Genomic DNA, 23,436 nt, shown 5'->3' on the forward strand with positions numbered 1-23,436 from the left:
CCTGAATGTGATTTGATAGTGGTTTTAGAGTGTCCATTGCACTCTTACGCGGGCAGTTTAGCCAAAGAAAGGGATGATTCATAGGCTATTCCATTTCTTATCTTGCTTTTGATGGTTAGAATAGTGGCTAACTTCATGCTATGGAATAGGAAATCAATGCGTATTCATATTCTTGGTATCTGCGGCACTTTTATGGGGGGACTGGCAATTTTGGCTCGTTCTCTTGGTCATGAAGTGACTGGTTCTGATGCCAATGTTTATCCACCAATGAGTACCTTACTGGAAAAACATGGGATTAATCTGATTCAGGGATATGACCCGGCACAGTTGGATTCTGTGCCAGATATGGTCATCATCGGTAACATTATGAGCCGTGGGAATCCTTGTGTAGAAGCTGTGCTGGAGCGTGGGCTCCCTTATACTTCTGGCCCACAATGGCTGCATGATTATGTTTTGTCAGAACGTTGGGTGCTGGCGGTTGCAGGGACGCATGGCAAGACAACAACTGCGGGTATGTTAGCTTGGATTTTGGAAGCTTGTGGTTATAAACCAGGTTTCTTAATCGGTGGTGTTCCGGGGAATTTTGAAACATCAGCTCAGATCGGGGAAAGCTCGTTTTTCGTAATAGAAGCTGATGAATATGACAGCGCTTTTTTTGATAAACGATCTAAGTTTGTGCATTACAGCCCACGTACGCTGATCATGAACAATCTGGAATTCGATCATGGCGATATTTTTGGCGATCTGGCTGCTATTCAGAGGCAGTTCCACCATCTTGTCAGGATCGTTCCGGGTAGTGGTAAGATTCTTGTCCCGGATAACGATATTAACCTGAAACAGGTTTTGTCTATGGGCTGTTGGAGTGAGTTGGAACTAGTGGGTGAAACCGGTAACTGGCAGGCAAAAAAGATCAGTACAGACAGCCGTCATTATCAGGTGTTTTATGGTGGCAAAGTTGTCGGAGAAGTGAACGGGTCGCTGGTGGGTGAACATAATATGCGCAATGGGTTGATTGCAATTGCTGCTGCACATCATGTTGGTGTCCAGCCCGCAGATGCCTGTTGTGCTTTAAGTGAATTTATTAATGCCCGTCGTCGCCTTGAACTACGTGGTGAGGAAAACGGTGTTGCTGTTTATGATGATTTTGCTCATCACCCGACAGCAATTCTGGCAACACTCGAAGCCCTGCGTAGTAAGGTTGGAGGAACAGCCCGTATTATTACCGTACTGGAACCGCGTTCAAATACGATGAAAATGGGTGTGAGTAAGAATGAGATCGCACCAGCATTAGGGCGTGCTGATAAAGTATTTTTATTCCAGCCAGCTAACATTAAATGGCACGTATCAGAAATTGCAGATCACTGTGTTCAGCCAGCGTATTGGAGTGCTGATATAGATTCACTGGTGCATATGATTGTTGATAAGGCGCAGCAGGGGGATCATATTCTGGTTATGAGTAATGGAGGGTTTGGTGATATTCATGAAAAATTACTCTCTAAGCTGAATAAAAAAGCTTATCAATCCTGAGAATAGCAGTGGGAAAATGAATCGCGCCATGTTGGCGCGTTCATTTAAAGCTCTTGTTCGAACAACCCAAGGATGGCTCCACGCAGCTGTTCTGTTGTGGAATCTCTGGTGAGTGTAACGAAGATGGTGTCATCACCTGCAATACTGCCGAGTATACCTTCTGATTTACCAAGAGAATCTAGCAGACGAGCAATAAGTTGAGCAGCACCAGGGCTTGTGCGAATCACAACTATAGGATGGTTGTAATCAACGTCTAATACTAGATTTTTTAGTGGGCTAGTGGCAGTAGGAACACCAAGCTCAGCAGGCAGGCAGTAAACCATCTCCATTTTAGCATTACGGGTGCGAACAGCACCAAATTTAGTCAGCATTCTAGAGACTTTGGATTGGTTAATGTTCTCAAAACCTTCTTCCAGTAAAGCAGTGACAATTTCACCTTGAGAGCTAAATTTTTCTTCTTTCAATAACGCCTTGAAAGCTTTTACTAAGTCTTCCTGTTTAGAGGGAGTGCGCATATTTCACCATATTCAATCAGCTATGAAACTTGTATTATGCATATAAATGAATTTTTATGCAATAATAATGATTTTATAGCCAATTTGAACCGTGCAAAGTTGGTCTTATGTTATATAGAAATTCATAAAATATGAATATGGAAATTTGCTTTTTTAGCCGGTTATCAAGTAAATATATTGTTAATCAAATGATGTTGTTTGGCGTTGTTGTTGGGTGTAAGGTATTTAGCCAATTGTTTCGTAAAATCATAAGGAAATTCTCAAAATAGTGTCCGTTATCTCATTAACAGATAAGCATTTTGCCTAGAATACGGCGACTTTTGCGTCCCACTATTAGAGCGTAAGTCCACAATTTGGTTGTTAACCGATTGTTTTCAAAAACGTAGTAATCTATGGTTCTTAACTAGATGAATTCACAGCATTTTAAAGTATAAACGATTTAAGGAGTATCAGGATGAAAGTTGCAGTTCTCGGTGCAGCCGGTGGTATTGGTCAGGCGCTTGCTCTTCTACTAAAAACCCAGCTTCCTTCAGGTTCAGAACTTTCTTTATATGATATCGCTCCAGTGACACCTGGGGTGGCTGTTGATCTGAGCCACATTCCAACGGAAGTGAAAATTAGAGGCTTTGCTGGTGAAGATGCAACTCCAGCGTTGGAAGGAGCAAATGTTGTATTGATTTCTGCTGGGGTTGCCCGTAAACCAGGTATGGATCGTTCAGATCTGTTTAATGTTAATGCGGGGATCGTTCGTAACCTGGTAGAACAAGTGGCTAAAACTTGCCCGAAAGCACTGATTGGGATTATTACTAATCCAGTCAACACAACTGTGGCTATTGCAGCCGAAGCGCTGAAAAAAGCAGGTGTATATGACAAAAACCGCCTGTTTGGTGTTACAACGCTGGATGTTATTCGCTCTAATACTTTTGTTGCTGAATTGAAAGGTAAAAAACCACAGGAAATCGAAGTACCCGTTATCGGTGGTCATTCTGGTGTGACAATCTTACCTCTGTTGTCTCAGATCCCTGGTGTGAGCTTTACTGATGAAGAGCTGGCTGCCTTAACTAAGCGTATTCAGAATGCCGGTACTGAAGTCGTTGAGGCTAAGGCGGGTGGAGGATCTGCAACTCTGTCTATGGGGCAAGCTGCGGCTCGTCTGGGCCTCTCTTTGGTCCGTGGCTTACAAGGTGAAAGTGATGTTGTGGAATGTGCTTATATTGAAGGTGATGGTAAATATGCTCGCTTCTTTGCCCAGCCAGTTCGTTTGGGTAAAAATGGCGTAGAAGAGCGTTTGAACGTTGGTGAGCTGAGTGATTTTGAACAGAAAGCACTGGAAGGCATGCTAGATGTATTGAGAAAAGATATAGAATTAGGCGAAAAATTTATTAATAACTAATTAATATATTTTATAAATAAAAAATATATATCTATGAAACAATAAAACCGCTGGTATAGCGAATTACCGGCGGTTTTTGTTCAGCTAATATAATTCGTTAGCTAATTATTTGTTTGTTCGCGTACTTTCCTTTCTAATAATTCTCCAGTATTTGGATCAAAATAACGACTTGGCCAAATTTCTGAAGGGTGTATTTCCAGATAATTCGCAATTATCCATTCTCCCTTTGGCCACGGACGAGATAGTGCATTCGCCAGGGTCGATGAGCTGAGTCCTGCTCTGCGTGATACCTCAGCTAAGGTTGTTCCCCGCTTGCGTAAAGCTGCAATTATATCGGCAGGATGCCAATCAGATTTCCTTGAAATCATTTTTAATCCTTTTTTTATTAAATTTGATGCTATGTTAGTGGTATAAATAACAGGTATGCATGAGAGCAATAACGAACTTAAACCTGTTATTGAGAAATAAAATAGCATTATTTTTCCAAAAGTATTTCCAAATTTTTTCTTAAAAACTTCTTTTTTGAACTTGGTTACAAAAATAGAGAAACGTGATGAAAAAAGAGTGGTATTCGGCCAAGGAGTTAATCGGCGTGGGTGAGTTACCTGGATCACCACAAGGAGTTAATGCCAGAGCAAAGCGAGAGGAGTGGTTACGTCAGAAAAGACAAGGTGTACAAGGTAAAGCAGTCGAGTATCACTACTCCTGTTTCCCGGAAACGACCATTGCAGCATTGGAGCTTCATGAATCATCTTCTGAATATCAGGTGCAGAAGCAAGATCCTTTGTCGATTTGGGTTGGTGCTTTTCATCAGTTATCAGAATCTGAGAAACAGGCTGTGATAGCCATAATTTTACGGGATGGTATCAGAAGTTTTTTAGAAAAACTTTCTGTTATTTAGCCCATTTTTGGAAATTAGAAATGCCAACTAACTTGGATTCTTCTTCATTATCCCGGTGCAAAGTGAGAAGAAAAGTATGAAAAAAGAATGGTACTCAGCTAAAGAGCTGGTTGGTATTGCCGGACTTCCTTCTTCGCCACAGGGGATAAATCTGATGGCGAGGCGGGAAGGATGGGAATATAGACGTAAACGGGGTGTTCAGGGCAAGGCTCTTGAATATCATATAAATAGTTTGCCTGAAGATGTACTTAATGTGCTATCCGTAGGGGAAAGTACTATTGATTATACAAACAAACGACAAGACCCATTCTTAATTTGGATTGAGGCTTACTATCAATTAACTAAAGTTGAGCGGGAAAAAATTGTGAAATTTATTCTTCGGGAGGGGCTCGCAAAACTTATTGGTTATATTGATGTAGGTGTTGAAGACGCAGAAAAAAACCTGGAGTCAGATTAACCCCAGGTTTCGTTCTATCGATTAAGAAAGGCGTTGTACGGCAATATGGGCTAACCCCACGAGTGCTTGCTTGTATGGGGAGTTTTCCAGTGCCTGCAAAGCAGCTATTGCTTTATCTGCTTCTTCCTCTGCTCGTTTACGGGTATATTCCAGTGAACCGCACTGTTTCATGGTTGTTAGTACGGTTTCGAGTAAATGGCGGCCATTACCTTTTTTAATTGCTTCACGGATAAGTGCTGATTGTTCTGGAGTGCCATGATTCATAGCGTGTAGCAAGGGCAATGTCGGTTTACCTTCGTTAAGATCATCACCGGTGTTTTTGCCTAATGTATCGCTATCAGCATTATAATCCAGTAAATCATCAATCAACTGGAATGCAGTACCTAAATAACGTCCGTAATTTTGTAAAGCCATTTCTTGCTCTGGGGTGGCGTTAGATAGAATTGCGGAAGAGTGCGCGGCGACTTCAAACAATCGGGCTGTTTTACTGTAAATCACCCGCATATAATCATCTTCAGAAATATTTGGATCATTGCAGTTCATCAACTGTAAAACTTCGCCTTCAGCGATAACATTGGTTGCCTCTGACATCAATTTAAGAACTCGCATGGAGTTAAGCGCTGTCATCATCTGGAAAGAGCGCGTGTATATAAAATCACCAACCAGCACGCTTGCTGCATTACCAAACATGGCATTGGCAGTCGCTTTGCCACGTCGCATGTCTGATTCATCCACTACATCATCATGTAACAGAGTCGCTGTGTGGATAAATTCAATTAATGCAGCAACAGTAATATGCTTATCACCCTGATAACCCAATGCTCTGCTAGCCAGGATGGCAATGATTGGGCGAATGCGTTTTCCACCACCACTGATTATGTAGTAGCCCAACTGATTGATAAGAGTAACGTCAGAATTCAACTGACTAAGAATGGTTTCATTTACCGCTGCCATATCATCAGCGGTTAGCTTGATAATGGATTCTAAATTCATATTTTTTCGGCTATGGGTTTTAATGCAGAGTTATGTTCATATTAACATTAAAATAGTTATTGCTGTGTCTTGATTGTACTCGAAAAACAGTCTAAATAAATGACAATTCAGCAACTGTGTTTTTTTATCATCTGCTCTAATTCTGCTCTTGTCTTCTTAGGCTTTTTTGCGTAGAATTCGCGCCCTATTATGAATATTTATAGTGCGCTCTGGAATGATATTTAAGGGGGCGTGCGGAAAGCGGAGTTTATATGTACGCGGTTTTCCAAAGTGGTGGTAAACAACACCGAGTCAGCGAAGGTCAAACAATTCGCCTGGAAAAGCTGGACATCGCAACGGGTGAAACTGTTGAGTTTGACCAGGTTCTGATGGTCGCTAATGGTGATGACATCAAAATCGGCGCTCCTGTCGTTGAAGGCGTTAAAATCAAAGCTGAAGTGGTTGCCCACGGTCGTGGCGAGAAAATTAAAATCGTTAAGTTTCGTCGTCGTAAACACAGCCGTAAGCAGCAAGGCCACCGTCAGTGGTTCACCGATGTTAAAATCACTGGCATCGCTTAAGATTTAGGAGAGCAGATTAATGGCACACAAAAAGGCTGGCGGCTCAACTCGTAATGGCCGCGATTCTGAAAGCAAACGTCTGGGTGTAAAACGTTTTGGTGGCGAGTCTGTATTAGCAGGCAGCATCATTGTTCGTCAACGTGGTACTAAATTCCACGCTGGCGATAACGTTGGTTGTGGTCGTGATCACACCCTGTTCGCATTAGCTGACGGGAAAGTTAAATTCGAAGTTAAAGGCCCGAAAAACCGCAAATTTATCAGCATCGAAGCTGAATAAGTTTTTCGAGTTATAAACCGAATCAGAAGCCCTGCATGTGTTGCGGGGCTTTTTATATTCTAAAGTACGCCATCTCTGGGTAACACGGCCGTCCAGCACTGTAATGGCTATCATACGGAGAAAAAATATGAAATTTGTAGATGAAGCCAGAATACTGGTTGTTGCAGGGGATGGTGGCAATGGTTGTGTCAGCTTCCGTCGTGAAAAATATATTCCGAAAGGTGGGCCAGACGGTGGGGATGGTGGGGATGGTGGGGATGTTTATCTGCTAGCAGATGAAAATCTCAATACACTGATTGACTATCGTTTTGAAAAATCTTTTCGGGCAGAACGTGGACAAAATGGCCAAAGCCGTGATTGTACAGGCAAGCGTGGTCAGGATACCACGATTAAAGTCCCTGTTGGGACCCGTGTCCGTGATGCAGCAACCGGTGAGGTTTTAGGCGATATGATTCGTCATGAACAGCGTCTAATGGTAGCAAAAGGTGGATTCCATGGGCTTGGCAATACCCGCTTTAAATCTTCTGTTAACCGGGCCCCTCGTCAAAGAACGATGGGGACTTCAGGTGAAACTCGTGAATTGATGCTGGAACTGATGTTGTTGGCAGATGTTGGTATGCTAGGGATGCCAAATGCAGGCAAATCCACCTTTATCCGTGCTGTTTCTGCCGCTAAACCAAAAGTTGCAGATTATCCATTTACCACTCTGGTACCAAGCTTGGGTGTAGTAAGGATGGATAACGAACAAAGTTTCGTTGTGGCTGATATTCCAGGGCTCATTGAAGGTGCTTCCGATGGCGCTGGCTTGGGTATTCGCTTCTTGAAACATCTGGAACGTTGCCGGGTATTGCTGCACTTAATCGATATTTGTCCTGTTGATGAATCAGATCCTGTTGAAAATGCCCGGATTATTGTCAACGAGCTACAGCAATACAGTGAAAAATTGGCAGAGAAACCACGTTGGTTGGTGTTCAATAAAGTTGATCTGTTGGAGCCAGAAGAAGCTAGACAGCGTGCCCAAGCTATTGCTGATGAATTGGGTTGGGAAGGCGACTTTTATGTGATCTCAGCGATAAATCGCCTGGGAGTTAAAGCGCTTTGCTGGGATATTATGGAGTTTATGAAAACTCAGCCTCGTAATATGAGCAGAACAGAAGGTGAAGCTCAGCCTGAGAAAGTTGAATTCATGTGGGATGACTACCATAAGAAGCAATTGGAACAGGTTTCGGAAATAGACGATGACTGGGATGACGATTGGGACGAAGATGACGATGAAGGCGTTGAAGTTATTTACAAACACTGATTTTTTCACTTTCTCATCATAGCTAAGGGCGCCATCTTTGTGGCGCCAATTTTATCAGTTGTGTTGGTATAAATCTTTATACAGCCTGCTTTCGAATCGAATTAAAGGGGCCCGACGGTTGCGATGCTCTTTTGGCGGTACGGCGTAAGCAGAAATAAATTGTACGAAAGCAACTTGTTGACCGCTAGCAGTGGTTATAAAGCCAGCTAAGTTATAAACTCCTTGCAGGGCACCGGTTTTAGCCGAAACTTTTCCGTTTACTCCTGCTTCGTCCAGCCCTCCTCGGTATCTTAATGTGCCATCATGACCCGCTAATGGCAGCATGGAAATAAAATCTAATTCTTGATCATGTTGAGCAATAAACTGTAATACTTCCATCATGGTTGCTGGAGTAATCAGATTATGGCGGGATAATCCTGAGCCATCCACCATCACGGTATTTCCTAGATCGATACCCGCTTTTTGTTTTAATACTTGCCTTACCGCATCAGAGCCTGAACGCCAGGTTCCTGGTATATCAAAGTGTTGTCGGCCTATTATCCGAAATACGGTATCAGCAATCATATTGTCAGATTTTTTTAGCATGACTTTCAGCAGATCATGTAATGGTGCTGATTGATTTTGAGCCAGAACTTTTCCCGGTTCAGTTGGTAAACTTTGGCGTTTAAGATTACCTGTGATTTCAATTCCTGCAATTTGCAATTCATTTTTGAGGATTGCCCCCGCATAGCTGGTACCATTTTGAATCGCGAAAGCCAGTGGCAACGGTTCACTGCGTTGAGTAAGGCATCCGGTAAGAGTAAAACGGTTCAGTTCTCCGGGAACGACGTCCAGTTCGCAGTACTGGCTTTCAGGAGAGCCTTTTGCCAACGTTTTAACTTCGCTGAACATATTTACGGGATAAAAGGATGCTACGCGGATAAATGCAGTATCACCGGGGCGTTCAGCACTATATAGCGAAACTGAAAAACAATTTCGATCTACAATTGCGGCAGCAGGGGGAGCGCTGAAACATTGGGTCATGTCATTCCATACCCAACCGGGAGCTTTATCGTGGCTGGCAAAGGTGGAAACATCTATCAGAAGATCGCCGTCAATTTTTTCCACGCCAGATTGTTTCAGAACTGTGACCATATTGCGAAGTTGTTGACGGGTCAGTGTCGGATCTCCGACAAAACGAGCAATCAAATTCCCTCTCAGGACGCCGTTTGAAATTTTTCCGTGACTTTCCAATGTGGTGATAAAGCGATAATCTTTACCCAGTTGTAACAATGCTGCAAGAGCTGTGACAACTTTCAGCGTACTTGCTGGTAGAGCCATTTGTTGCCCGTGATAATCAATTAACGGGGTACTGCTACCCGCTTTTTGAGCGATTAACGCCAGATTAGTACCATCAGGCAGATATTGCGTATATTCCTCAACAGGTGTGGCGTTTGCGTTGGGTGTAGTCAGATACAGAGCGGTAACGCAAATTAATCTGCCGGCAATTTTAAAGAAGGACATAAATTTCGCATATGGATGTAGACATACCACAATACTAAGGCGCAAAGTGGGGAAAAGTAAACGATGACCCATCACCAAGTCTACGTTAGAATGATATATTAATATGTAAAATATGATTGTGAACTCTGGGTAGTCCTATGGTTTGCACTATTGTTTATTGTCTGTAAGCCCGCCCGATAAGGTGTGCTCATTGTGCTGTTATCTGAAAACATCAGGATGATGCTGGTTTTTTGCTCAGAAAAGATTTAGAGGATTAATAAATGAAACAGATTCCAATGACGGTACGTGGCGCGGATAAGTTGCGCGAAGAGCTAGATTATCTAAAGAACGTACGTCGTCCAAAAATTATTTCAGACATTGCTGAAGCGCGTGAACATGGTGATCTGAAAGAAAACGCTGAGTATCATGCTGCTCGTGAACAACAAGGTTTCTGCGAAGGCCGTATTCAGGAAATCGAAGCTAAACTTTCTAATGCACAAGTGATTGATGTCACAAAGATGCCCAAGGCTGGACGTGTTATTTTTGGGACTACAGTTACGGTTTTGAATGTTAATACTGATGAAGAGCAGACTTACCGGATTGTGGGTGATGATGAGGCGGATATTAAAGAAAATTTAATCTCAGTGAATTCACCAATTGCCCGTGGTTTGATAGGTAAAGAAGTTGATGACGTTGTTATTATCAAAACACCAGGTGGTGAAGTTGAATATGAAATCCTGAAAGTTGAATATATTTAACTTCGGGATTGGCCTGTTGCTATTGATTTACGTTAGGTAAAGTTACATAAGGATCGTGGAAAAGTAAAAAAGGCCGAATATGGCCTTTTTTATCATAATATGCGCACCGCATTTTATATAAATGTGGTTTGATTATTTAGGTAAAATAATTTTGCGTTCTTCCGATTGGCGGTAAAGAACTAGAGTTTTACCGATAATTTGCACATTATATGCACCGGTCTCGCGGACAATTGCATCGGCGATCAAATTTTTGGTTTCGCGATCTTCGCCTGCGATTTTGACTTTGATAAGCTCATGGTGTGACAGCGTTTGTTCAATTTCGGCCAACACACCCTCGGTCAGGCCGTTATTACCAATCATGACGACAGGTTTTAGCGGGTGAGCGAGACTTTTCAGGTGTTGTACTTGTTTTTTGTTAAGGGCCATTGTTTTTTTGCTTAGTTAGGATTGAAAACGAGACATTCTACCGCCATCTCATCTCTATCACCATAAATAGTGTGTTGTGGTTTTGGTGTATGGAGCAATAGATATCTGGCTCTTTATTCGTAGTATAGTTGGAAAGGACAATGGCCAATAAAAAACGTTCGGCAAGCTCCAGTCGCTGGTTACAAGAACACTTTAGTGATAAATATGTTCTGCAAGCACAGAAAAAAGGGCTTCGTTCTCGCGCTTGGTTTAAACTTGATGAAATTCAACAAAGTGACAAAATTTTTAAGCCTGGCATGACCGTTGTCGATTTAGGCGCAGCTCCTGGTGGATGGTCTCAGTACGCAGTGAGTCAAATTAGTGATAATGGGCGAGTGATTGCCTGTGATCTTTTACCGATGGATCCCATTGTTGGCGTCGATTTCCTTCAGGGTGATTTTCGTGATGAACTTGTATTGAAAACATTGCTTGAACGAGTTGGTGATAACAAAGTCCAGGTCGTCATGTCGGATATGGCACCCAATATGAGCGGAACACCTGCGGTCGATATTCCTCGATCCATGTATCTGGTTGAATTGGCGTTAGATATGTGTCGTGATGTGCTGGCCCCTGGGGGGAGTTTTATTGTCAAAGTGTTTCAGGGAGAGGGCTTTGATGAATACCTGAGGGAAATGCGCTCCCTATTTACGAACGTGAAAATTCGTAAGCCAGACGCTTCGCGGGCCCGATCGCGTGAAGTATACATTGTAGCGACAGGGCGGAAACTATAGTACCCTGAATGCTATTTGTTAACACAGTTGTAATATGAGGTTAATCCCTTGAGTGACATGGCGAAAAACCTGATTCTCTGGTTAGTTATCGCAGTTGTGCTGATGTCGTTATTCCAGAGTTTTGGTCCCAGCGATTCCAATAGTCGTAGGGTGGATTACTCTACCTTCATCAATGAATTAGCCCAGGATCAGGTGCGCGAAGTTCGTATCACAGGTCGTGAAATTAACGTTAGTAGGAAAGATAACAGCAGATACACCACTTACCTACCAGTACAGGATGAAAAACTGCTAGATACGTTACTGAATAAAAACGTAAAAGTGGTTGGTGAACCCCCAGAGGAACCAAGTCTGCTAACTTCTATTTTCATTTCCTGGTTCCCGATGTTACTGCTTATTGGGGTCTGGATTTTCTTTATGCGTCAGATGCAGGGTGGTGGCGGTAAAGGGGCAATGTCTTTTGGTAAAAGCAAGGCCCGTATGCTGACAGAAGATCAGATTAAAACCACTTTTGCTGATGTTGCTGGTTGCGACGAAGCGAAAGAAGAAGTTGGTGAACTGGTGGAATATCTGCGAGAACCAGGCCGCTTCCAGAAGTTAGGTGGAAAAATTCCGAAAGGTATTCTGATGGTTGGGCCTCCGGGTACGGGTAAGACTTTACTGGCAAAAGCAATTGCTGGTGAAGCGAAAGTGCCGTTCTTTACTATCTCTGGTTCTGACTTTGTTGAAATGTTTGTTGGTGTTGGCGCATCCCGTGTTCGTGATATGTTCGAGCAGGCGAAGAAAGCAGCACCTTGTATCATCTTTATTGATGAGATTGATGCGGTGGGCCGTCAGCGTGGTGCTGGTTTGGGTGGGGGTCATGATGAACGTGAGCAGACTCTGAACCAGATGCTAGTTGAGATGGATGGTTTTGAAGGCAATGAGGGTATTATCGTTATTGCCGCGACTAACCGTCCCGACGTACTTGATCCTGCGTTGTTGCGTCCTGGTCGTTTTGACCGTCAGGTTGTTGTTGGTTTGCCAGACGTACGTGGTCGCGAGCAGATTCTGAAGGTTCATATGCGCCGGGTTCCTCTGGATACTGATGTTGATGCTTCTGTCATTGCTCGCGGTACTCCTGGATTCTCTGGTGCTGATTTGGCTAACCTAGTGAACGAAGCTGCTTTGTTTGCTGCCCGTGGTAACAGACGCGTAGTTTCTATGGTTGAATTCGAAAAAGCGAAAGACAAAATCATGATGGGCGCAGAACGCCGCTCTATGGTGATGACGGAAGAGCAAAAAGAATCAACTGCTTATCATGAAGCAGGCCATGCCATTATTGGCCGTCTGGTTCCTGAGCATGATCCTGTTCATAAAGTTACCATTATTCCGCGAGGTCGCGCTTTGGGTGTGACTTTTTTCCTACCGGAAGGCGATCAGATCAGCGCTAGTCGCCAGAAGTTGGAAAGCCAGATTTCAACCTTATATGGAGGTCGTCTGGCGGAAGAGATTATTTATGGCCCAGACAGCGTTTCTACTGGTGCATCTAACGATATCAAAGTGGCGACATCAATTGCCCGTAACATGGTAACTCAGTGGGGGTTCTCGGAAAAACTTGGCCCATTACTCTATGCAGAGGAAGAAGGAGAAGTGTTCCTTGGCCGTTCAGTTGCTAAAGCTAAACACATGTCTGATGAAACTGCTCGTCTTATTGATCAGGAAGTTAAGGCAATTATCGATCATAACTATCAACGTGCTCGTCAGATTCTGATGAACAACCTTGATATTCTGCATTCGATGAAAGATGCATTGATGAAGTACGAGACTATTGATGCTCCCCAGATTGATGACTTAATGAATCGTACAAATGTTCGTCCACCAGCAGGATGGGAAAGTGATAGCGGCAGCAGTAATAGCAGTCGCTCAACAGGTAATACACCTCCTCCACAGGCTGCAAAACCAACTGATGATATCAATACATTGGCGCAAGGTGGTGAGCAAGTAGGGCAGTCAGGAAATAAAGATCAGTAATTGTTCCATTGTTTCGTAGTCTGATTTGATATTCATGAAACCCCAGGTAAGTCCTGGGGTTTTGACATTGAAGGTAACCTAACATGAAACTCAGAGCCAGAGACAATGTTCTCGATCTTTCCCGCCCACAAGTAATGGGTATTTTGAATGTGACTCCAGATTCATTTTCTGATGGTAGGGCTCATAATACTCTGGATATGGCCTTACAACATGCTGAGAAGATGATTAATGAAGGCGCTGCGATCATTGATATCGGTGGGGAATCTACCCGTCCGGGAGCTGATGAAGTTAGTGAACAAGAAGAAGTGGATCGTGTTGTTCCGGTTGTTGAGGCTTTAGCTCAACGATTTAATATCTGGATTTCTGTTGATACCTCGAAAGCATTGGTGATGAGTGAGTCAGCAAAAGCTGGCGCCCATTTGATTAACGATATTCGTGCATTACAAGAGCCTAGTGCTTTGGAAAGCGTAGCTAAATCTGGCTTACCCGTTTGCTTGATGCATATGAAAGGCCAACCACGTACTATGCAGGATGCTCCACATTATGAAAATTTGTTAATAGAAGTGAACCAATTTTTTACTGAGCAAATTAAACGTTGTGTGATGGCAGGGATAACAAAAGATAAACTTGTTCTTGATCCTGGCTTCGGTTTTGGCAAGAACTTGACGCATAATTATCAGTTACTGGCACATTTAAACCAATTTCATCAATTTGGTTTACCTGTGCTAGCAGGAATGTCACGTAAATCTATGATAGGTCAGTTGCTTCATGTGCCGCCACAAGAAAGGGTTATCGGTAGTGTAGCTTGCGCAGTTATCGCTGCTATGCAAGGAGCGCAAATTATCCGGGTACATGATGTCAAAGAAACCGTGCAGGCAATGCACATTGTCGGAGCAACACTTTCAGCGAAGGAAGAAAAGAAATTATGAGTAACCGCAAATATTTTGGTACCGATGGTATCCGTGGCAAAGTGGGCGATAGCCCAATTACGCCAGATTTTGTGTTAAAGCTTGGTTGGGCTGCGGGTAAGGTACTGGCTCGTCATGGTTCTCGTAAGATCATTATCGGTAAAGATACCCGTATTTCTGGCTATATGCTGGAATCTTCTTTAGAAGCAGGTTTAGCTGCGGCTGGTTTATCTGCTTCGTTCACTGGTCCTATGCCAACACCTGCTGTTGCTTATCTGACCCGAACTTTCCGTGCTGAAGCTGGAATTGTTATCTCTGCTTCTCATAATCCTTATTATGATAACGGTATTAAATTCTTCTCTATTGATGGTACGAAACTGCCGGATGATGTGGAAGAAGCGATTGAGGCTGAAATGGAAAAGCCACTGACTTGTGTGGAATCCGCAGAGTTAGGGCGCGCAAATCGTATTGTTGATGCTGTTGGTCGTTATATCGAATTCTGTAAAGGTACATTTCCAAGTGAGCAAAGTCTTAATGGATTGAAAATTGTACTTGATTGCGCTAACGGTGCGACTTACCACATTGCTCCAAATGTACTCAGAGAACTAGGGGCTGATGTTGTGACGATTGGCTGTGAACCAAACGGTATCAATATTAATGAAAAGTGCGGTGCTACCGATGTTCGTTTGTTGCAACAACGTGTTGTAGAAGAGAAAGCAGATGTTGGCTTGGCATTTGATGGTGATGGTGATCGCGTTATTATGGTTGACCATTTGGGACAGAAAGTTGATGGCGACCAGATCCTTTATATTATTGCCCGTGAAGCATTGAGACAAGGACAACTGCGTGGTGGCGTTGTTGGTACGCTGATGAGTAATATGGGATTGGAGTTAGCATTGAAGCAGCTTGGTATTCCATTTTTGCGTACTAAAGTGGGTGACCGTTATGTGCTGGAAAAATTGCAGGAAGAAGGCTGGCGTTTAGGGGCCGAAAACTCTGGTCATGTTATCTTACTGGATAAAACAACTACGGGTGACGGCATTGTTGCTGGCCTTCAGATTCTGAGTGCTATGGTACGTAACCATATGAGTTTGCACGATCTGTGTAGTGGTATGAAACTTTTGCCGCAGGTGCTGGTAAATGTTCGTTTCTCCGGTTCACACGATCCACTTAAATCGGAAAGCGTAATGAATACTACTAAATCTGTTGAAGCTGAATTAAATGGCCGTGGACGGGTATTGTTACGTAAATCTGGTACTGAGCCATTGATTCGTGTCATGGTAGAGGGTGAAGATGATGTACAAGTCACTGCTTTGGCCCATCGTATTGCTGATGCAGTGAAACACGCTGGTTAATTTGTTGTTTTTTTCTTCAAGTAATTCTGATTATTGAAATTAACCTTGCGTATCAGATGTGGTTTGGTTAGTATTCAGACCCACTCGGTCAGGTGATTAGCCTGTTTGAGTGGGTGATGCAGTATAAGGTAGCCACGTAAACCGTGGTAAACCCCACGAGGACATAGGTACGACATATGTATGAAGCTCTTTTAGTTGTTTTCTTGCTAGTTGCTATAGGGCTAATTGCCTTGGTTATGCTACAGCAGGGTAAAGGTGCTGATATGGGTGCTTCCTTTGGTGCGGGTGCCTCTGCAACGCTGTTTGGTTCATCGGGCTCTGGTAACTTTATGACTCGTATGACTGCGCTTTTCGCCACTCTGTTTTTTATTATTAGTTTGGTGCTTGGAAATATGACAAGTAACCAAACGGGTGTAAGCAGTAAATGGGAGAACATTGGCGAGCCTGTTAAAGCTGAGAAACCGATGGAGACTCCGACGGCCCCGGCAGCACCAAATAGTGATATTCCGCAGTAATCGTCACAAGAAAGAATTGAAATGGGGTTGTTTAATCAGCGATAACCTCATAGTAGTGCCGAGGTGGTGAAATTGGTAGACACGCTACCTTGAGGTGGTAGTGCCCACACTAGGGCTTACGGGTTCAAGTCCCGTCCTCGGTACCATTATTCGGATAGCTTGCGTTTTTGCAGCTATCGGCGTAATATTTGCCACGTTTTCGAACGCGGGATGGAGCAGCATGGTAGCTCGTCGGGCTCATAACCCGAAGGTCGTCGGTTCAAATCCGGCTCCCGCAACCACTTCTTAAATTAAGATGCACCTTTTTGAACGAAATAATTCAGCAATATTTGAAATATTGGTTCTGATTTAAAGGGGCATAAAGTGAGTGGTTGAAGCCACTGGCAGCAAATAGGGTCCAGTTGCATAAAGCCCCGAATTTCGGGGTTTTTTGTTATTTGACAACAGAACTACTGGGCTAATTAGCCCTTTTTTTATGTCTTGGGGGTGGGCTTGTCCACATTAGAGCAAAAATTAACAGCGATGATTTCAGCACCAGTTGAAGCTTTAGGCTTTGAGTTAGTCGGCTTGGAGTTTATTCGTGCACGTGTTTCTACATTGCGGATTTATATTGATAGTGAGAATGGTATCACTGTTGATGATTGTGCTGATGTTAGCCACCAGGTCAGTGCGGTATTGGATGTCGAAGATCCTATCTCAGTGCTTTATAACCTGGAAATTTCTTCACCTGGCTTAGAGCGTCCATTGTTCACGGCTGAACATTACCAGCGTTTTATTGGTGAGGAAGTCAGTCTGGTTTTACGTATAGCAATGCAAAACCGTCGGAAATGGCTGGGCATTATCAAAACTGTCGACGGCGAAATTATCACGGTTACGGTGGATGGAAAAGATGAAGTGTTCGCACTGAGCAACATCCAGAAAGCGAACCTGGTACCCCACTTTTAAAGTTCGGATGAGGCAACTAGGATGAATAAAGAAATTCTGGCTGTTGTGGAAGCGGTTTCCAACGAAAAATCCCTTCCACGCGAAAAGATCTTCGAGGCGCTGGAAACAGCATTGGCCACAGCCACCAAGAAAAAATATGAACAAGATATTGATGTTCGTGTCAGCATTGACCGTAAATCTGGCGATTTTGACACTTTCCGCCGTTGGTTAGTTGTTGAAGAAGTGACTCAGCCGACTCGTGAAATTACGCTGGAAGCGGCTAGATTTGAAGAGCCTGAAATCGATTTGGGTAGCTATACCGAAGATCAAATTGAATCAGTAACGTTTGATCGTATTACAACGCAAACCGCTAAACAGGTTATTGTACAAAAAGTACGTGAGGCTGAGCGCGCTATGGTTGTTGACCAGTTTCGCGAACAGCAAGGTGAGATCATCACCAGTGTAGTTAAGAAAGTCAATCGTGAGAATATCACTCTTGATTTGGGCAATAATGCTGAAGCCGTTATCCTTCGCGAAGATATGTTACCAAGGGAAAATTTCCGCCCAGGTGACCGAGTGCGTGGTGTACTGTATGATGTTCGTCCTGAAGCGCGAGGTGCGCAACTGTTTGTCAGTCGTTCCCGCCCGGAAATGCTGGTTGAACTGTTCCGTATTGAGGTTCCGGAAATTGGTGAGGAGCTAATTGAAATTAAAGCTGCTGCCCGAGATCCGGGCTCTCGCGCTAAGATTGCAGTAAAAACGAATGACAAGCGTATCGATCCGGTAGGTGCTTGCGTTGGCATGCGTGGTGCGCGAGTACAGGCTGTTTCCAGTGAACTGGGCGGCGAACGAATCGATATCGTACTGTGGGATGATAATCCTGTTCAGTTTGTCATTAATGCTATGGCTCCGGCTGATGTTGCATCTATTGTTGTCGACGAAGACAAGTGTACGATGGATGTTGCCGTTGAAAGCAACAACTTAGCGCAGGCTATTGGCCGTAATGGTCAAAATGTGCGTCTGGCTGCGCAGTTGTTGAAAAAACACCGTGGTGATGACAAATGGGAATTAAATGTCATGACTGCTGAAGAGTTACAAGCAAAACATCAGGCAGAAGCTCATGCTTCTATTGATACATTCACTAAGCATCTCGATATTGATGAAGAATTTGCTACCGTTCTAGTCGAAGAAGGGTTCTCAACTCTGGAAGAATTGGCCTATGTACCAATTAAGGAACTTCTGGAAATTGAAGGCCTTGATGAGGAAACTATCGAAGTCCTGCGTGAACGTGCGAAAGCTGCTTTAACTACTCTGGAACTGGCTCAGAAAGAAAGCCTCAGTGATAAACAACCAACTGAAGAGTTGTTAAATCTGACTGGTATGAATCGTACTCTGGCATTTGACCTGGCTGCCCGTGGCATCTATACGCTGGAAGATCTTGCCGAGCAGGGTATCGACGACCTATCTGATATTGAAGGTTTGAATGATGAGAAAACAGGCGAGCTCATCATGGCTGCCCGAAATATCTGTTGGTTTGGCGATGATGCGTAATAAACCGTAGCAGGAAGGAACAGCATGACAGATGTAACCGTAAAATCACTGGCAGAAGAGATACAGACTTCGGTTGATCGCCTGGTACAGCAATTTGCTGATGCAGGGATTAAAAAAACCGAAACTGATTTTGTCTCCCAGAAAGAAAAAGAAGCTTTACTGGCACATTTGAACCGCGAACAAGGTGGTTCAGCTGGTAAACCCGATAAATTAACATTGCAGCGTAAGACACGTAGTACGTTGAATGTTTCAGGCACCGATGGTAAAAGCAAACCGGTAGCCGTTGAGGTCCGCAAAAAGCGTACATATGTGAACCGTGATGCAGTTGAACAGGCTAAAGCGGAAGATCAGGCGAAGCGTGAAGCGGAAGAGCAAGCACGGCGCGAAGCAGAAGAAAAAGCGCAACGCGAAGCTGAAACAGCAGCGAAGAAACTCGCTGAAGAGCAGGCTAAACGTGAGGCAGAAGACAAGGCCAAACGTGAAGCAGCTGAAAAAGCTAAGCGCCCGGCAGCGGAAAATGAAAAAGTGACCAATCAACATACCGAACATAAACAAAAACCAGCACAGACTGATAAAACAACTCAAAGTGAAAAAGCACGCCGTGAAGCAGAAGCTGCCGATCTTAAGCGTAAAGCAGAAGAAGAGATGCGTCGTAAGGTAGAGGAAGAAGCTAAACGCGTTGCTGAGGAAGCTCGTCGTATGGCTGAAGAGAATCAGGATAAGTGGTCAAGTGATTCAGATTCCATTGATAGCGATGATTATCATGTCACTACCTCCCGTCATGCCCGTGCAGCAGAAGACGAAAATGATGCTAAAGTTGAAGGTGATCGTCGTGCCCGCAGTCGTAGTGGTAAGGCTACTCGCCAGAAGAAAAATAATAAACATTCTGAATCTAAAGCAGATCGTGAAGAAGCCCGTGCAGTTGGTCGTACAAAAGGCAAGCAACGTAAAACCAGTACATTGCAACAAAGCTTCAATAAGCCTGTAGCTGCTGTTAACCGTGATGTTGTGATCGGTGAAACTATTACAGTTGCTGAATTGGCGAATAAAATGGCTGTCAAAGGTTCTCAGGTCATCAAAGCCATGATGAAAATGGGTGCAATGGCAACTATCAACCAGGTGATCGATCAGGAAACTGCACAGCTGGTTGCTGAAGAAATGGGTCATAAAGTTATCCTGCGTCGTGAGAATGAGCTGGAAGAAGCGCTGATGAGCGACCGCGATATAGGTGAAGCTGTTGCTGAATCGCGTGCGCCGGTTGTGACCATCATGGGTCACGTTGACCACGGTAAAACTTCTCTGCTGGATTATATTCGTTCTACGAAAGTTGCTTCTGGTGAGGCGGGTGGTATTACTCAGCATATCGGTGCTTACCATGTTGAAACTGAAAGTGGCATGATTACTTTCTTGGATACCCCAGGGCATGCTGCATTTACTTCAATGCGTGCACGCGGTGCAAAAGCTACCGACATCGTGGTCCTGGTTGTTGCTGCTGATGATGGCGTGATGCCTCAGACTATCGAAGCTATTCAGCATGCAAAAGCAGCGAATGTGCCTGTAGTTGTTGCGGTTAACAAGATCGACAAACCAGAAGCTGATCCGGATCGCGTGAAGAGTGAGCTTTCTCAGCACGGTGTTCAGCCTGAAGAATGGGGTGGTGAAACTCAGTTTATCAATGTATCCGCTAAAGCGGGTATTGGTATTGATGAATTGCTGGACGCAATCTTACTTCAAGCTGAAGTTCTTGAACTAAAAGCAGTCCGTTCTGGTATGGCAAGCGGCGTTGTTATCGAATCATTCTTGGATAAAGGCCGTGGTCCGGTCGCGACAGTGCTGGTTCAGGAAGGTACTTTGAACAAAGGTGATATAGTACTTTGTGGCTTTGAATATGGACGAGTTCGGGCAATGCGTGACGAGCTAGGTCGTGAAGTGTTCTCTGCGGGGCCATCTATTCCAGTGGAAATCCTTGGCCTATCCAACGTACCTGCGGCTGGTGATGAAGCAACGGTTGTACGTGATGAGAAGAAAGCTCGTGAAGTTGCTCTGTATCGTCAGGGTAAATTCCGTGAGGTCAAACTGGCTCGCCAGCAGAAATCTAAACTGGAAAACATGTTTGCTAACATGGAAGAAGGTGAAGTTTCTGAATTGAATATTGTTCTGAAATCTGATGTTCAGGGATCATGTGAAGCGATCCGCGAAGCATTGGAACAATTGTCTACTGATGAAGTGAAAGTGAAAATCATCGGCTCTGGCGTAGGTGGTATTACTGAAACTGATGCAACACTGGCTGCTGCTTCTAATGCAATTATTCTAGGCTTCAATGTTCGCGCCGATGCTTCTGCACGCCGAGTTGTTGAAAATGAAAGTTTGGATCTGCGTTATTACTCTGTTATCTATAGCCTGATTGATGAGGTTAAACAGGCAATGAGTGGTATGCTGGCACCTGAATATAAACAGCAGATCATAGGACTAGCAGAAGTTCGTGATGTGTTTAAATCACCGAAATTTGGTGCGATTGCAGGTTGTATGGTGACTGAAGGTACTATTAAACGTAATAATCCAATTCGCGTGTTGCGTGATAACGTAGTGATTTATGAAGGTGAATTGGAATCCCTTCGCCGCTTTAAAGATGACGTTAACGAAGTCCGTAATGGCATGGAATGTGGTATCGGTGTTAAGAACTACAACGATGTTCGTGTTGGTGACATGATCGAAGTATTTGAAGTTATTGAAGTTAAACGATCTATCGCTTAATTCCTACCACTGGTTAATTTCATTATTGGGGGGCTTTTGCCCCCCAAATGTCAGGAGATATAACAATGGCAAGAGAATTCAGTCGTACTCAGCGCGTTGCACAGGAAATGCAAAAAGAGATTGCCATCATTTTACAGCGAGAAGTGAAAGATCCCCGAATCGGTATGGCGACTGTTTCTGGCGTTGAAGTTTCTCGTGATTTGGCTTATGCCAAAGTATTCGTCACTTTTCTGAATGTGTTGACTGAAGAACATGATTCCGATGTGGTAAAGAATGGTATTAAGGCATTGAATGAAGCTTCTGGTTTTATTCGCTCTCTGTTGGGTAAAGCAATGCGTTTGCGTGTCGTACCAGAACTGACTTTCTCCTACGATAATTCCCTGGTAGAGGGGATGAGGATGTCCAATCTGGTTACTAATGTTGTAAAGAATGATGAACAGCGCCGGGCTTCTGCGGATCACAAAGAGGAGAAGTAATGGGGCATCGTCGTCGTGGTCGTGATATACATGGTGTGTTGTTACTGGATAAGCCGCAGGATATTTCTTCTAATGATGCGTTACAAAAAGTAAAACGTATTTTCAACGCTAGCAAAGCTGGTCACACTGGCGCGTTGGATCCACTGGCAACCGGTATGCTACCGGTTTGCCTTGGTGAAGCGACGAAGTTTTCCCAGTTCTTACTTGATTCTGACAAGCGTTATCGAGTGATAGCTCGTCTTGGTCAGCGAACTGACACATCTGATTCACACGGGCAAATCATCAGTGAAAGGGCAATCCAGCTAAGTCAGGTTCAACTTGATGCAGCTTTGGATAAATTCCTTGGTGATATCATGCAAATTCCTTCCATGTATTCTGCACTGAAATATCAGGGAAAACCATTGTATGAGTATGCTCGTCAGGGTATTGAGGTAGAACGCGAAGCACGGCCAATTACAGTCTATGAATTACAGTTTATCCGTTGGGAAGATGATGAACTGGAATTGGAAATACACTGTTCGAAAGGCACTTATATTCGCACTATTATTGATGACTTAGGTGAATTATTAGGCTGTGGTGCTCACGTTATTTATTTAAGACGTTTACAGGTAGCGAATTATCCAAATGATCGCATGGTGACACTTGAGCAATTATATGAATTACAACAGCAAGCCAAAGATCAGGAAATACCTGTGGGCGAATTAATTGATTCATTACTATTACCAATGGATAGTGCAATTGCTCATTTCCCAGAGGTTAATTTGATTCCAGTAGTTGCGGCTTATTTTAAACAAGGTCAGGCGGTGCGCAGTGCCAAATCCCCAGCTTTAGTTGAAAGTATGGTACGTGTAACTGAAGGTGATGAACGGAAATTCATTGGCATTGCTGTTATCAATGATGATGGGCTTGTTGCTCCCCGCCGTTTAGTTGTTGAAAGCCGGGATTAGGGTATTTTGGGTTATCTTGCGCTTAACTTATTTGCAGCGTAGAATGGCGCAGTTATATGTTGGGTGGCTGAATTAGAGATCGGCACCTGTAATTTTAGTTTATATATTTTTGGAGTTGTAATATGTCTCTAAGTACTGAAGCAAAAGCGCAAATTATTGCTGAATTTGGTCGTGATGCGAATGACAGTGGCTCTAGTGAAGTACAGATTGCTTTGTTAACTGCACAAATTAACCACTTGCAAGGCCATTTTTCAGAGCACAAAAAGGATCACCACAGCCGTCGTGGTCTGCTGCGCATGGTTTCTCAGCGTCGTAAACTTTTGGACTATCTGAAGCGTAAAAATGTAACAAGTTACACTGCGCTGATTGGGCGTCTTGGCCTGCGTCGCTAATCAAGCAAGTTTCAGTGGAAAGGGGCCATATATGGCCCCTTTTCTTCTGAGAAGCCATCATAGATAACAGCACAAAAATGCTGGTGGTGGTTTTTGTTAAGGCTCTTCAGTTACAGAGGTTCGCGCGGCTAATGAGAGTGCTTAAGGGAGTAAGACCTGTCGTTAGTCGCGAGGATGTGGCATGGAGAGATCATTCATTGTTGTCTGCTGAATATAAAAGGCAATATTAACGAAAGGATATT

At 43.8% G+C, this 23,436-nt stretch carries 24 protein-coding genes and 2 tRNA genes; 21 read left to right on the forward strand and 5 right to left on the reverse strand.

Annotated features, from left to right (window positions below):
* Positions 1 to 156: 156 nt before the first annotated feature.
* Positions 157 to 1,527 (forward strand): UDP-N-acetylmuramate:L-alanyl-gamma-D-glutamyl-meso-diaminopimelate ligase, encoded by a 1,371-nt coding sequence (gene mpl / locus AACQ83_RS09045; protein ID WP_112877178.1) that lies wholly within the window; start codon positions 157 to 159, stop codon positions 1,525 to 1,527.
* Positions 1,528 to 1,571: 44 nt separating this feature from the next.
* Here the strand turns inward: mpl and argR are convergent, their stop codons facing one another.
* Positions 1,572 to 2,042, reverse strand: coding sequence for a transcriptional regulator ArgR (gene argR, locus AACQ83_RS09050; protein WP_011148624.1), 471 nt, complete (start codon positions 2,040 to 2,042; stop codon positions 1,572 to 1,574).
* 454 nt (positions 2,043 to 2,496) lie between these two features.
* Between argR and mdh the strand changes: the two genes are divergently transcribed.
* The gene (gene mdh, locus AACQ83_RS09055; protein WP_112877179.1) at positions 2,497 to 3,435 is read left to right on the forward strand and encodes a malate dehydrogenase; all 939 of its coding nucleotides are present in this window, start codon (positions 2,497 to 2,499) and stop codon (positions 3,433 to 3,435) included.
* 101 nt (positions 3,436 to 3,536) lie between these two features.
* Here the strand turns inward: mdh and AACQ83_RS09060 are convergent, their stop codons facing one another.
* Positions 3,537 to 3,803, reverse strand: a complete 267-nt coding sequence (locus tag AACQ83_RS09060) for a helix-turn-helix domain-containing protein (protein WP_011148622.1) — start codon at positions 3,801 to 3,803, stop codon at positions 3,537 to 3,539.
* Between the two features lie 185 nt (positions 3,804 to 3,988).
* Here AACQ83_RS09060 and AACQ83_RS09065 point away from each other — a divergent pair, with 185 nt between their 5' ends.
* Together AACQ83_RS09065 and AACQ83_RS09070 are read left to right on the forward strand one after the other, a co-directional pair.
* A complete protein-coding gene (locus AACQ83_RS09065; protein ID WP_112877180.1) occupies positions 3,989 to 4,336 on the forward strand; it encodes a DNA-binding protein in 348 nt (115 codons plus the stop codon).
* Between the two features lie 76 nt (positions 4,337 to 4,412).
* On the forward strand, positions 4,413 to 4,793 hold the full coding sequence (locus tag AACQ83_RS09070; protein ID WP_041380418.1) for a DNA-binding protein: 381 nt from the start codon (positions 4,413 to 4,415) through the stop codon (positions 4,791 to 4,793).
* A gap of 21 nt (positions 4,794 to 4,814) precedes the next feature.
* Here the strand turns inward: AACQ83_RS09070 and ispB are convergent, their stop codons facing one another.
* Positions 4,815 to 5,786 carry an octaprenyl diphosphate synthase gene (ispB, locus tag AACQ83_RS09075; protein ID WP_112877181.1) on the reverse strand — a complete coding sequence of 324 codons (972 nt, stop codon included), beginning with the start codon at positions 5,784 to 5,786 and terminating at the stop codon, positions 4,815 to 4,817.
* Between the two features lie 251 nt (positions 5,787 to 6,037).
* Between ispB and rplU the strand changes: the two genes are divergently transcribed.
* The 3 genes from rplU (at position 6,038) to cgtA (ending at position 7,926) form a co-directional block, all read left to right on the forward strand.
* Positions 6,038 to 6,346: a 50S ribosomal protein L21 gene (gene rplU / locus AACQ83_RS09080; RefSeq protein WP_011148618.1), complete on the forward strand. Its 309-nt coding sequence runs from the start codon at positions 6,038 to 6,040 to the stop codon at positions 6,344 to 6,346.
* 19 nt (positions 6,347 to 6,365) lie between these two features.
* Complete coding sequence (rpmA, locus tag AACQ83_RS09085; RefSeq protein WP_036776537.1) at positions 6,366 to 6,623, forward strand: 50S ribosomal protein L27; 258 nt, start codon at positions 6,366 to 6,368, stop codon at positions 6,621 to 6,623.
* Between the two features lie 127 nt (positions 6,624 to 6,750).
* A complete protein-coding gene (cgtA, locus tag AACQ83_RS09090; protein WP_112877182.1) occupies positions 6,751 to 7,926 on the forward strand; it encodes an Obg family GTPase CgtA in 1,176 nt (391 codons plus the stop codon).
* A gap of 54 nt (positions 7,927 to 7,980) precedes the next feature.
* On the opposite strand, the gene dacB is transcribed toward cgtA, so the two are convergent.
* Positions 7,981 to 9,429, reverse strand: coding sequence for a serine-type D-Ala-D-Ala carboxypeptidase (gene dacB, locus AACQ83_RS09095; RefSeq protein WP_112877183.1), 1,449 nt, complete (start codon positions 9,427 to 9,429; stop codon positions 7,981 to 7,983).
* Positions 9,430 to 9,689: 260 nt separating this feature from the next.
* On the opposite strand from dacB, the gene greA reads away from it, so the two are divergent.
* On the forward strand, positions 9,690 to 10,166 hold the full coding sequence (greA, locus tag AACQ83_RS09100; RefSeq protein WP_112877184.1) for a transcription elongation factor GreA: 477 nt from the start codon (positions 9,690 to 9,692) through the stop codon (positions 10,164 to 10,166).
* 132 nt (positions 10,167 to 10,298) lie between these two features.
* On the opposite strand, the gene yhbY is transcribed toward greA, so the two are convergent.
* Positions 10,299 to 10,592 (reverse strand): ribosome assembly RNA-binding protein YhbY, encoded by a 294-nt coding sequence (yhbY, locus tag AACQ83_RS09105; RefSeq protein ID WP_112877185.1) that lies wholly within the window; start codon positions 10,590 to 10,592, stop codon positions 10,299 to 10,301.
* A gap of 140 nt (positions 10,593 to 10,732) precedes the next feature.
* On the opposite strand from yhbY, the gene rlmE reads away from it, so the two are divergent.
* The 13 genes from rlmE to rpsO all read left to right on the forward strand — a co-directional run bounded on the left by rlmE (position 10,733) and on the right by rpsO (position 23,194).
* Positions 10,733 to 11,362 (forward strand): 23S rRNA (uridine(2552)-2'-O)-methyltransferase RlmE, encoded by a 630-nt coding sequence (gene rlmE, locus AACQ83_RS09110; protein WP_112877186.1) that lies wholly within the window; start codon positions 10,733 to 10,735, stop codon positions 11,360 to 11,362.
* Positions 11,363 to 11,410: 48 nt separating this feature from the next.
* Positions 11,411 to 13,372, forward strand: a complete 1,962-nt coding sequence (gene ftsH, locus AACQ83_RS09115) for an ATP-dependent zinc metalloprotease FtsH (protein ID WP_192881002.1) — start codon at positions 11,411 to 11,413, stop codon at positions 13,370 to 13,372.
* An 83-nt stretch (positions 13,373 to 13,455) separates the two neighbouring features.
* On the forward strand, positions 13,456 to 14,301 hold the full coding sequence (folP, locus tag AACQ83_RS09120; RefSeq protein ID WP_112877188.1) for a dihydropteroate synthase: 846 nt from the start codon (positions 13,456 to 13,458) through the stop codon (positions 14,299 to 14,301).
* Positions 14,298 to 15,635, forward strand: a complete 1,338-nt coding sequence (gene glmM, locus AACQ83_RS09125) for a phosphoglucosamine mutase (protein WP_112877189.1) — start codon at positions 14,298 to 14,300, stop codon at positions 15,633 to 15,635. The genes folP and glmM overlap by 4 nt, the downstream gene beginning before the upstream one ends.
* A 176-nt stretch (positions 15,636 to 15,811) precedes the next feature.
* A complete protein-coding gene (gene secG, locus AACQ83_RS09130) occupies positions 15,812 to 16,150 on the forward strand; it encodes a preprotein translocase subunit SecG (RefSeq protein WP_112877190.1) in 339 nt (112 codons plus the stop codon).
* A 57-nt stretch (positions 16,151 to 16,207) separates the two neighbouring features.
* Positions 16,208 to 16,296, forward strand: a tRNA-Leu gene (locus AACQ83_RS09135).
* Positions 16,297 to 16,354: 58 nt separating this feature from the next.
* Positions 16,355 to 16,431, forward strand: a tRNA-Met gene (locus AACQ83_RS09140).
* Between the two features lie 211 nt (positions 16,432 to 16,642).
* Complete coding sequence (rimP, locus tag AACQ83_RS09145) at positions 16,643 to 17,095, forward strand: ribosome maturation factor RimP (RefSeq protein ID WP_146747889.1); 453 nt, start codon at positions 16,643 to 16,645, stop codon at positions 17,093 to 17,095.
* Between the two features lie 21 nt (positions 17,096 to 17,116).
* A complete protein-coding gene (gene nusA / locus AACQ83_RS09150) occupies positions 17,117 to 18,625 on the forward strand; it encodes a transcription termination factor NusA (RefSeq protein WP_112877192.1) in 1,509 nt (502 codons plus the stop codon).
* A gap of 24 nt (positions 18,626 to 18,649) precedes the next feature.
* Positions 18,650 to 21,379, forward strand: coding sequence for a translation initiation factor IF-2 (infB, locus tag AACQ83_RS09155; protein ID WP_112877193.1), 2,730 nt, complete (start codon positions 18,650 to 18,652; stop codon positions 21,377 to 21,379).
* Between the two features lie 65 nt (positions 21,380 to 21,444).
* A complete protein-coding gene (gene rbfA, locus AACQ83_RS09160) occupies positions 21,445 to 21,855 on the forward strand; it encodes a 30S ribosome-binding factor RbfA (protein ID WP_049585104.1) in 411 nt (136 codons plus the stop codon).
* Positions 21,855 to 22,802, forward strand: a complete 948-nt coding sequence (truB, locus tag AACQ83_RS09165; protein WP_112877194.1) for a tRNA pseudouridine(55) synthase TruB — start codon at positions 21,855 to 21,857, stop codon at positions 22,800 to 22,802. Before rbfA ends, truB begins: the two co-directional genes overlap by 1 nt.
* Before the next feature lie 122 nt (positions 22,803 to 22,924).
* Positions 22,925 to 23,194 (forward strand): 30S ribosomal protein S15, encoded by a 270-nt coding sequence (rpsO, locus tag AACQ83_RS09170; protein WP_015836102.1) that lies wholly within the window; start codon positions 22,925 to 22,927, stop codon positions 23,192 to 23,194.
* The last annotated feature ends 242 nt before the right edge of the window (positions 23,195 to 23,436 follow it).

This window comes from Photorhabdus sp. S10-54, assembly GCF_963878145.1.
In the GTDB taxonomy this organism is placed as follows: domain Bacteria; phylum Pseudomonadota; class Gammaproteobacteria; order Enterobacterales; family Enterobacteriaceae; genus Photorhabdus; species Photorhabdus kayaii.